Source organism: Lysinibacillus sp. GbtcB16 (assembly GCF_019091145.1).
Classification (GTDB): Bacteria; Bacillota; Bacilli; order Bacillales_A; family Planococcaceae; genus Lysinibacillus; species Lysinibacillus fusiformis.
In genome coordinates this window covers 1-12,404 of record NZ_JAGXJV010000001.1, presented here as the reverse complement: position 1 = coordinate 12,404, position 12,404 = coordinate 1, and the positions used below count along the sequence as shown (strand labels likewise).

Sequence of the window (12,404 nt, the reverse complement as noted above, 5' to 3'; positions counted from 1 at the left end):
TAGAATAATGGTGTGTCTAGCATTTAGACAACATTAAAGGAGCGTATATTTCATGTTCTCAATTTTCAAAAGTAACAAAGAGCAAACGAGTGCTCGTCAATTAAAACGCTACTACAAAATAGTAGATCAAATTAATAATCTTGAAGAAAAGTATGTTGATAAGTCAGATGCTGAATTACGAGAAATGACTTTTATTTTCAAAAATCAATTAGAACAAGGTGAGCCTATTACATCGATCATCCCAGACGCATTTGCTGTTGTACGCGAAGCCTCAAAGCGTGTATTAGGAATGCGTCATTTTGATGTGCAGCTTATCGGTGGTCTAGTGTTAACAGAAGGTAATATTGCTGAAATGCCTACAGGTGAAGGTAAAACATTAGTTGCATCTCTTCCCTCTTATGTACGTGCATTAGAAGGTAAAGGCGTGCATGTCATTACTGTCAATGATTACCTTGCAAAACGTGACTTTGAGCTTGTTGGTCAAATCCATCGTTTCCTTGGCCTAACTGTTGGTTTAAATATTCCGATGATGGAAGCTGCTGAGAAAAAAGAAGCCTATAATGCAGATATTACATATGGTGTTGGTACTGAATTTGGTTTCGACTATTTACGAGATAATATGTCCTATAGCTTAGCAGATAAAGTACAGCGTCCCTATCATTTCGCCATTATTGATGAAGTGGATAGTGTATTAATCGATGAAGCTAAAACACCACTAATTATCGCTGGTAAAATGCCTTCAAATGATGAATTACATCGCATCGCTGCTATGTTAGCTAAACGTTTCAAAAAAGATGAAGATTATGATTTCGATGATGAAACAAAAGCTACTTCCCTAACAGATAAAGGTATTGAAAAGATTGAGGCTGCTTTCAATGTTGAAAATCTGTATGATTTAGAACATCAAACACTTTTCCATTATGTCATCCAAGCGGTACGAGCTCATGTCATGTTTAAACGTGATGTAGATTACATTGTCAAAGATGATAAAATCGAGCTTGTCGATATGTTTACTGGCCGTATTTTAGAAGGTCGTTCACTTTCTGACGGTTTACATCAAGCAATTGAAGCCAAAGAAGGCGTCACGATTACGGATGAAAATAAATCACAAGCACAGATTACCATTCAGAACTATTTCCGTATGTATCCGAAGCTTTCTGGGATGACGGGTACAGCGAAAACACAGGAAAAAGAAATTCGAGAAGTATATGGCATGGAAGTTATACAAATTCCAACAAATCGTCCACGTCAACGTGTCGATCAGCCTGATATTATTTTTAGCACACAAGAGGCAAAATATAAGTATGTGGCAGCTGAAACTAAAAAGCGCCACGATAAAGGTCAGCCTATTTTAATTGGTACAACATCCATCTTACAGTCTGAAACAGTGGCAGACTACCTGAAAAAAGAAAAATTATCATTCCAATTACTGAATGCCAAAACCGTTGAGCAAGAGGTTGAGCTTATTTCACAGGCAGGTCAAAAAGGTCGTATTACTGTAGCGACAAATATGGCTGGCCGAGGTACGGATATCGTGCTAGGCGACGATGTTCACGAACTTGGTGGTTTATATGTCATTGGTACCGAAAAGCATGAAAGTCGCCGTGTAGATAATCAACTTCGTGGCCGTTCTGGTCGTCAAGGTGACATAGGCGAAAGCTGCTTCATTCTCTCTATTGAAGATGATATGTTCAGACGCTACGCAAAAGAAGAAGTTGAAAAATTCTCTGCCAAAATGGTCGTTGATGAACAAGGCATTATTCAAAATAAAGAGGTTCAAGAGCTAATAGACCGTACACAGCGCATAGTCGAAGGATCTCAATATGGCATGCGTGAGTATAACCTAAAGTTAGACGATGTTATTAATGATCAACGTACTGTACTTTACGGACTACGAGACAAAATTTTAGCTGGTGGAGACTTAATGGGCGAGCTGAAAAAAATGCTCCATGAAACAATTGATTTCGCTGTGCTAGACGCTGCACCGGAGGATGTATCCACAATGGAATGGGATTATGATCGAATGGAGCATGCGCTTAACTCCCTATTTATCACACCTGTTACAATCGATCGCGAGGTAGGTAAAGTAAAACAAATTTTAGCTGATATTCAGCCTTCTGAACAAGAGCTACTCGATCATATGGAGAAATTTGCGGAAAATGAAAGAGTCATAGAGGTTCTGCCACAAATTATGCTTAGCTATATCGATAGTGGCTGGGTAAGACATTTAGAGGCAATGACCCATTTAAAAGAAGGGATCGGCTTACGTCATTATCAGCAAGAAGACCCAATGCGAATTTACCAACGAGAAGGACTTGAGTTATTCGGTAAAAATTTCCAAGAACTACGTCGTTCTATTATAATAGAAATTACAGGCTTCATGAAAACAGTTGAGGCACAACAGGAGGAACAATAATGGGTTTATTTTCATTTTTTAAAAAATCGGACAAGGTAGGTCAAGAAAATACGATTGACTCTAAAGACCTGCTAGGAAATGCTACAGCAAAGAAAGGTGATAACCGTGATGTTGTAACAAAACTGTCCTTTCATCCAGAATGGGATGTGCCACAGGAGCAAAAATATATCTTTAACTTCCTTGCTAATGAGCTAGAACCATTGAAACCGAATCAATTATCACTATCTTCTATTAGTATTGAAGAGGCTCGTGCTGGCAAATGGCTCGTTCGTGCATTTTTCCGCTCTTCCTTACCACAAGCAATTGAGCTAGGTGAAATTGAACTTTTCATTTTAGATAAAGATGAAGAGCTTATAGCATCTAAAAAATTCGATTTTAAAGCATTAGGAACAATTCCAGCAGAAAGTGCTCGTCCATGGGTATTTGAATTCGAAAAATCTACCATTAAAGTAGACGAAGTTCCTGAAGATGGCTGGAAAATTGCCTTTAACCTTATATCTCTTCGTGGTCACCAATTAGAGCTTGACCCATCATGGGAAAAGCAATTACCAGCAGCTCAAAAAGAAGAGCTTGAGAAAATCGTTAAAACATTACCAGAGCTAGGTGAGACTGAGGTAAACTTTACAGGCTTACAGGCAAAACTAGCTGACAACGGTAATCTAAACGTATCCATCTTTATCCGCAATGGTCACAATAAAGCGATCAATCTAGAGCAATTACCTTTAGAAATTATTGATTCAACAGGTAAGCAAATTGCAAAGGGTTCTTTTAAAATGGATCCAATTTTAACTGTTCAACCGAACTCAACAAAGCCGTGGACATTTATCTTCCCAGCAGATCTTGTTGACGCAGAAGATGCTGATCTTTCTCGTTGGACAGCACGTGTAACACAATAACAAAAAGCCCCTCTCTCTAAAAAGAGGGGCTTTTCAATTATTCACTAAACAAGCGATTTCCGCCTTAGCAGAAATCGCTTGTTTTTATTTCACACTATCAAATCGTTTATAGGCTACTAGTTTAGAAGACCAGTATGGATACGTAACATCTGATATTTCTACTCCATCAGTACCCGCATGGACAAATTTATTATCACCAAGATAAATTCCCATATGAGAAATGCCTTCTTTATACGTGTTCTCGAAGAATACTAAATCGCCAGGCACTGGATTTTGTACAGATGTTGTATTGCCATTAAAATACCCTTCACTACTTGCTCTGCCTATTTTTAAACCGCCCTGATTAAAGGCATAGAAAATAAAGCCACTGCAGTCAAGGCCAACCGGAGTATTTCCTCCATATAAATATGGTGTACCTACCAGTGTATGGGCTACTTCTACTGTTTTCTTATAAATAGCTTGTCCATTAGTTGTAGGATCATTTGATGTTACCTTTGATGGTGTACCCGCATCTGATGTCACATTATTATGTATCGAATCGCCCTCGGGAATGACTGCGCCTGGAGACATTTTTAACACTTGTCCAATGTAAATTGTGTCTTTCTCAAGCTTATTCCAATTCATAATATCCTTAATTGTCACATTATATTGCTTAGCAATTTTCGATAATGTGTCACCTTTCGCTACCGTATGAGAAGTAGTTGTTGGCTTTGAGGATGTTGATGGGACTGAAGGCTTTTTACTATCACTCGTTGATTGCTTTTGAATGTCAAGCTGTTGAGCTACATAAATCGTATCTTTCGATAGATTATTCCATTTCATAATATCTGCAATCGTTACTTGATGATTTTGGGCGATTTTAGATAATGTATCGCCTTTTTGTACAGTATATGTTGCAGCCTCTGCAGTTTGTAGAGTTAAAAATGAAGTTGCTAAAGTGCTTAAAACAAGAATTCTCCATTTTTTTGTTTTTTGCATACCAAAGTGCCTCCGTTCGTGCTAGAATATTTCCTTGTGTGTCTATCATACTAGATAATTATAGTATGAAAAATCGGAAATACTGACTATTTTTCAAACATTTTATCAAACTTATAGAAAACGACGAAATCCGACTATATTACAATAATATATTCATTGCAAGATTTTGGTTCCTATGATAACATACACATCTGTATTTAAAATTTTTAGAAAGTTTTAGCTTTTCAATCTTAAAGGAGTTTTTATACTTATGAAAAACATCATGCATTTCATCAAAGGAAATTTAGCAGTAGGATTACTACTATTTGCCTTATTCTTGGGTGCTGGGAATATTATTTTTCCACCGTTATTAGGTCAGCAGGCAGGTGAAAATATCACAGTAGCTATGATTGGTTTCCTTATAACAGGTGTCGGTTTACCACTATTAGCTATCGTAGCTGTCGCCAAAGCAGGAGGCGATTTACAACTGCTCGCCAATCGTGTTAGTCCCGCTTTTGGTATACTCTTTACCTCTATTGTCTATCTAGCAATTGGACCATTCTTTGCCGTACCACGAACTGGATCAGTGTCCTATGAAATTGGCATTGCCCCTTTCCTTCCAGAAGTTATGAAGGACCATTGGGCACCGCTTTTCATTACATCTATTTTGTTTTTCACCTTAATTCTTTATTTATCCATTAACCCTTCGAAGCTTGTCGATCGTGTAGGAAAAATATTAACCCCTGCCCTGCTTCTTGTCATTTTATTGCTAGCAGTCAAAAGCTTTATTTCTCCAATGGGAGAGCCAGGGGAAGCAGCAGGAAACTATATTAGCTCCCCATTTGCTGAAGGATTTGTTCAAGGTTACTTAACAATGGATGTTCTGAGCGCACTTGTTTTCGGTATCGTTATTTTACAAGCATTACGCGATATGGGAATGAAGGATAAAAAAAAGCAAGTGAATACAACTATATTTGCTGGTGTTGTTGCAGCCATTGGTTTATCTTTTGTCTATATCTCACTTGGTCATATCGGTAATACAAGTATTACTGCCATTGGTACTTCTGCTAATGGTGGAGATATTATTGCAAAATCAGCTGAAGTACTTTTTGGAAGTCTAGGAAGTATTATTTTGTCTGCGACTATTCTACTAGCTTGTATTTCAACAGCTGTTGGTTTACTAACTGCCAACGCACAATTTTTCCATAAGTTATTCCCAAAAATATCCTACAAAACATTCTTAATCGTATTTACTATTTTTAGTACAGCTATTACGAATGTGGGACTTTCAACAATTATTAATGCCTCTCTGCCTGTGCTGTTAATCATCTATCCAATAGCAATGGTATTGATGGTACTATCATTAGCGGATCATTTCTTTAAAGGTGGACAAATTGTTTACATTTTAGCGTTAATCCCTACTTTCCTTGTCAGCCTATATGATGGCTTAAAACAAATGAAAGTTGAAATCACTTCTTATGAAAATATTCTTCAAGCATTGCCATTGTATGACCAAAACTTAGGTTGGCTTGTACCTGCCATTGTCGGCGCATTCATCGGTTTTATTATTCACAAGCTTAAGAATAACCAAGCCTCAGCCTAATGGACATGACATCTTCAACGAGAATCTGCTTGCTATACAAGGCTAGCAGATTCTTTTTCTATTATTAAATTCATCCACTATTTCTATCGTTCATGTATAATAAAAACTAGATACTCAACTGTAAAATGTATCCATCCACTATCTAGAAGGACTATGCATTCCTACTTTGAGTGCTAGAAAAGAGGTGTCCAATGAAAAAATTAATATGGTCATTCGTATTTATACTAGGCTTCTTTCTCCTACCGTTAACGTCTACTCTGGCATCTAGTCAGGATCAATCGTTAGTAAGAGAAATAAAGGAAATAATTCAGAATACGTATGTAGGGACGATCAATGGAAACTTAGAGAAGGCCACATCCATCGCAGAAATTATTGATATGCTAGATCCTTACTCCACCTATTTTACAAAACAAGAATTCGAGGATTATATGAATAGCATCAATCTATCGACCATCGGCATAGGTGTTGTTATTGAAGAACACGAGGATGGTATTCATATTTTACAAGTAATTGAAGGCAGTGGAGCATTTGATGCAGGTTTACAGGCTGGAGATATCATCATTGCTGTAAATGATGAATCTATTATTGGCCGTTCCACACAGGAAACCTCTTCTCTCTTAACGGGGCATGAAGGTAGTCAGGTGAAAGTGACACTTAAACATAAGAATGAAACGACGACTACGAAAACCATTACACGAAAAAAATTTACATTACCAAATGTACAATCTGAATTATTGTTTGGACATGTTGGCTATATTTCACTTGCTTCATTTTCAGAAGATGGTGCTCAGCTTGTCAAAAAAGCGCTGATTGACTTAAAAAAGCGCGGTGCCAAATCGTTTATCTTAGATTTACAAAATAATGGTGGCGGTTATGTTACAACAGCGGAAGAACTTACGGGGCTATTTCCATCAGCAAAAATTGCTTATCTATTAGAGGAAGCACATGCCTCTTATACAATACCAGCTGTTAAGCAAAATACTAAATTTCCAGTTAATACACGTATTTTAGTCAATCGTTATAGCGCTAGTGCCTCTGAAATGCTTTCTGCATCACTAAAAGATCAGAAGTCCGCTATTTTATACGGTGAAACAACTTACGGAAAAGGTGCTATGCAAGGGTTTTATATGCTCCATGATGGAAGTTACTTAAAATTAACTGTAGGCAAATTTACAGGACCTGCGCAGCAGACTATTCATGAAGTAGGTGTCAAGCCTAATATTCAAACAACATCAGCTCCTATTTTCCAGGCACATTTTGATGCCATTAAGGAGCAATATCCTAAATATAAAAAGCTTTTAAATGGGCAAGCTGCCATTCAAACAGAAAAATTAACGGTGAAACTACCATCAACACTTATTTCACAAGTTGATAAGGGGCATATTCAGCTTATTGCTTTAGGATCAGACGAAGTAGTAGCAACTACTAAAATCGAAGGGCAAACATTAATTGTTACCCCAACAAGTCCTTTATCGCTCAATCAGGAATATATGCTACTCATTCATCCGAATAAGCAAAGCAAAGTACAAAAAGGTTATTATCAGCATATTAAGTTTGAAAATTAAGAAAAATCATCTCATCGATCTACATTACGATTGATGAGATGATTTTTGTTTTATTTCTTCGGTTTTCCAAAAATATAATTGTACAATATCGTTCGCTAGTTCGGCAGGCAATCTTTTTTGCTCTAGTAGATTGGTTAATATCAGTCTCTCCATCGATCCAACTAAAGAATCTATTAAAATTTTAATATCCACACGATAACGTTGTAGGTCCTTGTCACAATCATGAAGATAAATAAGATGGATCAATTGTTGCGTTAACTGAGATTTTACTAAAAAAGCCTGCTTAGATTCTATAAATCCAATTTTTGATAGCTTTGGATTTTCGATTATATAGAAAAATAAATTTGACAGTTTTTGTTCTAAAATCGAAATAAATGCTTCTAATCCATTCACCACACTATCAGAGGATTTACTATTCATCACTTCAAAAAAACCATTCTGAAATTGTATATTCAAATCATTATAAAGCGCATCCTTGCTTTTAAAGTATAAATAAAATGTAGGCTGTGTTACATTAGCAGCCTTCACAATATCACTAATTTTTGTATGGTGATATCCTTTATCTGAAAATAGCTCTATCGCTTTTTCAAGTAATAGTTGTTTGCTTCGTTCCCCATTCGAATTAAATTTTCTACCCCTTGCCATACTTTCCACCTTATCTTAGTTTATAGTCGCCCTAATCCCTTAGCATCATTAATAGACACACTATTCTTAATCAAAAGTAACTAAATTTCCATAACAAGTACATATTTTATTCATGATTATACTCCATTGTATTATAATACACCTTCTAAATATTTACTATAAATGATAGATTTATGATCACACTAAAAAAGTGTATATTTTATAACTAATTACCAAAAAACTACAAATACTCACTCTATAAAGTTATTTCAATATATTTTCAAAGGAGGCATTCCACTTGTTTCTTTTCTCTTTTGGATTGCTCTAAACATACACTCCATCATCCAATAACTTGCTAAAATTATATTAAAAAACTCCTTCTACTTCTGTTTTAAGACAAAAATTTTAACATAAAACAAAACTACTATTTTGAAAAGTCCTTTTTTTTGAAAAAATATTTTTTATGACTATTTCAAAATTTGAAAAGTCAATCGTGCCAATAGTTTACCCCCTCAGTCTTCCGCGCAAAAAATTTTTTTCTAAAAATCGTACCATTTTCCTTTTCGAAAAAAGTGTTATAATCGCCAAGAATTTAAAATTTTCAATTTTGGAGGCATATAAATGGTACTACGTGATTTTTTCATTTACTTATCAGAGAACAAAATATTAAATAGCGCTGCACAAAAATATGGTCTAAAGATGGGTGCTCAAAGTGTTGTGGCAGGCACTAGCTTACCAGAAGTTGTGCAATCTATTAGAGAATTAAACAAAGCTAATATTTCTTGTACAGTCGACAATCTGGGAGAGTTCGTTTATGAGAAATCAGAGGCGACTGCTGCAAAAAATAATATTTTAGCTGTTGTTCAAGCTATTCACGATGAGCAACTAGATGCTCATATTTCACTTAAACCTTCCCAATTAGGTTTAGACATTGATTACGCATTTTGCTATGAAAACTTAAAAGAAATCGTAGAGCTTGCCCATCAATACAATATTTTCGTGAACTTCGATATGGAAAATTACGAGCGTTTACACAGCTCTTTTGAATTACTAGAGGAATTACACAAAGAATTTGATAATGTGGGGACAGTTATTCAAGCTTACTTCTTCGAGTCAGAAGAAAATATTGAAAAGTACAAAAACTTCCGTTTACGTATTGTAAAAGGTGCCTACAAAGAACCAGAAAGTGTAGCCTACCAATCAAAAGGTGATATCGACCGTAACTATCTGAAGCTCATTGAACATCATTTACTACATGGTAAATTTACTTCTATCGCTACACATGATCATAATGTGATTAATCATGTGAAGCAATTCGTAAAACAACATAACGTTCCAAACGAAAAATTTGAATTCCAAATGCTATATGGTTTCCGTAAAGAAATGCAGTTAGATCTTGCACGTGAAGGCTATAATTTCTGCACATATCTACCATTTGGTAACGACTGGTACGGTTACTTTATGCGCCGTTTAGCAGAACGCCCACAAAATGTAGCACTTGTGACAAAGCAAGTGTTTAACAAAAAAACAAACCTAGCAATTGGCTTAGGCGCAGCAGCATTCGCCCTTGGTCGCCTTTCAAAAAAAGGAAAATAATAGTTGAGGCTAGTGAATACCCAGTAATTTGATAGTGCTCTCCATCAGTTTTGGTATTGTATCTGTCACTTTACCCAAGCTATCCAAAAAAGCGAAAACATTGTTAATCAATGTTTTCGCTTTTTTTATTGAGCCTAAAGTTTTTTACGCGATATTGTAAACTTTGTCGACGTATTCCTAATGCAGCTGCGGTTTTAGAAATATTACCTTGGTGAAAATCTAGAGCCTTCGAAATATAATATTCCTCCACCTCTTTCATGTAGACATCTAATGGTCGAATATCTTGTTGATTTTTAATGACAAACAAATCACTTGTTGATACTTCATTTTCAGCTTCCTCACAGGTGCTTTGGATTTTCCATTTAAAATGAACTGGTAGCATATGGGATTCAACGATAGTTTCGTTGGTAATTAGCGAGGTGATCTCATCCAGTAGTACTTCTAATTCCTTTAAATTTCCTGGCCAATCATATTTCAAAAACGTCTCTTGCACTTCTTCCGAAAGACCTTGGATTGTTGAACCAAAGCTCTCCCGATGTCTTTTGAAGTAATCATCAATAAATGGCATCATATCTTCTTTTCTTTCACGTAAAGGTGGTACATAAATCGTGATTCCAGAAAATAAGCGGTAAAGTTTTTTAGACAGCTCCTGCTTTTGAATTAAATCTATAGGGTCTTTGCCAACACTAGCAATTAAAACATGCTGATGATTTGGATGATTGTTGAAAAGCTCGACAATCTTTTCTTGGGCTTCGAGTGATAAATATTCGATGCGTTCAGCAAAAAAAGTAATTCTCTCTTTTTCAACAATGTATTTTTCAAATTGATTCAACACTGTTTGCTCATCTCGGCGGCAAATTAGAGCGATAAACATATCATTTTGCACCTTTAGATCATGATGAATACCCTCAGCAACCATATCGATACCGGTGCCTGATTCCCCAATTAACACAACAGGCATTCTGCTCAATGCAACAATTTTTGCCTTTTCGATGACATCCTTCATGACTGCGGAAACAGCCGTAATAATATCAAATGTTAGCGGTGCACCATATCTCCTTAATGGCTGATACATCATATATTCAAGCTGCGTAATATCTCGCGCGAATTCCACAGCCCCTATTAACACACCCTCATAGTGCAACGGATAAATATTGCTTATGTAGGTCACTTCTTGATTTTTTTTATTCCAATACGTTTTTTTGACGTGTAGAACTGGCGTTTCAGAACTTAGGACTTTAAAGATATCGCTCTTTTCGATTTCGAAATCAATGATTTCTATCGCTCGCCTCTCCTCATATTCGTCCTCATTTACGCCCTCCAGTTCTCGCATTTTTTTATTGTATATGAGCAACTTGCCTTCAGTATCGACAACGCAAATTCCCATATCACCTTTTTCAATGACGTATTTATAAATACTTAGTAGTACATTATTATCCATCTTGTCCTCCTGTATTCCATTAAGCTTATTCTAACACCAATACGAAAAACAGATGCAAAAATTAAAAAAGTTTTAAAATTTGAGTTGATTAATGCCAAATTATATTGCATTATATAATTAACAAAATCTTTAAAGGTGCATAATCATTTGGCACCCTTTATCCAGGGGAGGAAACAGATATGATTCCATACAAACACGAACCATTCACAGATTTTTCACAAGAGGCAAACTACAATGCTTATGTAGAAGCTATAAAAAAAGTTGAAGGTTATTTAGGTCAAGACTACCCACTTATTATCGGTGGTGAGCGTATTACAACTGAAGATAAAATCGTTTCGTATAACCCTGCAAAGAAAACAGAAGTTATTGGCCGTGTGTCAAAAGCGAGCAAAGATTTAGCTGAAAAAGCGATGCAAGCAGCAGATGAAACATTCAAAACTTGGAAAAAAGTTGATCCAGCTATTCGTGCTGATGTTCTTTTCAAAGCAGCCGCTATTATTCGTCGTCGTAAACACGAATTCTCAGCATTATTAACAAAAGAAGCAGGGAAACCATGGGCTGAGGCTGATGCGGATACAGCAGAAGCAATCGACTTCTTAGAATACTATGGTCGTCAAATGCTACGTATTAAAAATGGCCAACCAGTAGAAAGCCGTCCAGGTGAATACAACCGTTATGACTATATTCCACTAGGAATTGGTATCGTCATCTCACCTTGGAACTTCCCATTTGCAATCATGGCTGGTACAACAGTAGCTGCTTTAGTAACAGGTAATACAGTATTACTAAAACCAGCTTCTACAACACCAGTAGTGGCATATAAATTTATCGAAGTATTAGAAGAAGCAGGTCTTCCAGCAGGAGCTGTAAACTTTGTACCAGGTTCTGGTGCTGAAGTGGGCGATTATTTAGTTGATCATCCAAAAACTCGTTTCATCAGCTTCACAGGTTCACGTGATGTTGGCTTACGTATTAACCAACGTGCCTCTGTCCTAAATGATGGTCAAATTTGGATCAAACGCGTAATCGCTGAAATGGGCGGTAAAGATACAATCGTTGTCGATAAAGAAGCAGATCTTGAATTAGCTGCACAATCGATCGTGAAATCAGCATTTGGTTTCTCTGGTCAAAAATGTTCAGCATGTTCTCGTGCTGTCATCGTAGAAGATGTATATGACCAAGTGGTGAACCGTGTAGAAGAGTTAACAAATGCTTTAACAGTTGGAGACCCAACAGATTTCAGCAACTTCATGGCAACGGTTATTGACCAAGCCGCATTCAATAAAATTACGGAATACATCGAAAT

Annotated in this window: 9 protein-coding genes; 6 read left to right on the top strand and 3 right to left on the bottom strand. The window is 36.4% G+C overall.

What is annotated here, in order from left to right; genetic code table 11:
• Positions 1-52 precede the first annotated feature (52 nt).
• Both secA2 and KVT27_RS00040 read left to right on the top strand, forming a co-directional pair.
• Positions 53-2,416, top strand: coding sequence for an accessory Sec system translocase SecA2 (gene secA2, locus KVT27_RS00045; RefSeq protein WP_036123150.1), 2,364 nt, complete (start codon positions 53-55; stop codon positions 2,414-2,416).
• Positions 2,416-3,312 carry an accessory Sec system S-layer assembly protein gene (locus KVT27_RS00040; protein ID WP_217580361.1) on the top strand — a complete coding sequence of 299 codons (897 nt, stop codon included), beginning with the start codon at positions 2,416-2,418 and terminating at the stop codon, positions 3,310-3,312. The genes secA2 and KVT27_RS00040 overlap by 1 nt, the downstream gene beginning before the upstream one ends.
• A gap of 84 nt (positions 3,313-3,396) precedes the next feature.
• On the opposite strand, the gene KVT27_RS00035 is transcribed toward KVT27_RS00040, so the two are convergent.
• Positions 3,397-4,290, bottom strand: a complete 894-nt coding sequence (locus tag KVT27_RS00035; RefSeq protein WP_036147110.1) for a C40 family peptidase — start codon at positions 4,288-4,290, stop codon at positions 3,397-3,399.
• A gap of 250 nt (positions 4,291-4,540) precedes the next feature.
• Here KVT27_RS00035 and brnQ point away from each other — a divergent pair, with 250 nt between their 5' ends.
• A complete protein-coding gene (gene brnQ, locus KVT27_RS00030; protein ID WP_036123143.1) occupies positions 4,541-5,872 on the top strand; it encodes a branched-chain amino acid transport system II carrier protein in 1,332 nt (443 codons plus the stop codon).
• 191 nt (positions 5,873-6,063) lie between these two features.
• Positions 6,064-7,437 (top strand): S41 family peptidase, encoded by a 1,374-nt coding sequence (locus KVT27_RS00025; RefSeq protein WP_217580360.1) that lies wholly within the window; start codon positions 6,064-6,066, stop codon positions 7,435-7,437.
• A gap of 24 nt (positions 7,438-7,461) precedes the next feature.
• Here KVT27_RS00025 and KVT27_RS00020 read toward each other — a convergent pair whose 3' ends face one another.
• On the bottom strand, positions 7,462-8,082 hold the full coding sequence (locus tag KVT27_RS00020) for a TetR/AcrR family transcriptional regulator (protein ID WP_036123138.1): 621 nt from the start codon (positions 8,080-8,082) through the stop codon (positions 7,462-7,464).
• 600 nt (positions 8,083-8,682) lie between these two features.
• Between KVT27_RS00020 and KVT27_RS00015 the strand changes: the two genes are divergently transcribed.
• Complete coding sequence (locus tag KVT27_RS00015) at positions 8,683-9,657, top strand: proline dehydrogenase family protein (RefSeq protein ID WP_036123135.1); 975 nt, start codon at positions 8,683-8,685, stop codon at positions 9,655-9,657.
• Positions 9,658-9,760: 103 nt separating this feature from the next.
• Here KVT27_RS00015 and KVT27_RS00010 read toward each other — a convergent pair whose 3' ends face one another.
• On the bottom strand, positions 9,761-11,098 hold the full coding sequence (locus KVT27_RS00010; RefSeq protein ID WP_217580359.1) for an AAA-type ATPase lid domain-containing protein: 1,338 nt from the start codon (positions 11,096-11,098) through the stop codon (positions 9,761-9,763).
• 179 nt (positions 11,099-11,277) lie between these two features.
• Between KVT27_RS00010 and KVT27_RS00005 the strand changes: the two genes are divergently transcribed.
• On the top strand, positions 11,278-12,404 hold a 1,127-nt coding region (locus KVT27_RS00005; RefSeq protein WP_217580358.1), incomplete at its 3' end, for an aldehyde dehydrogenase family protein.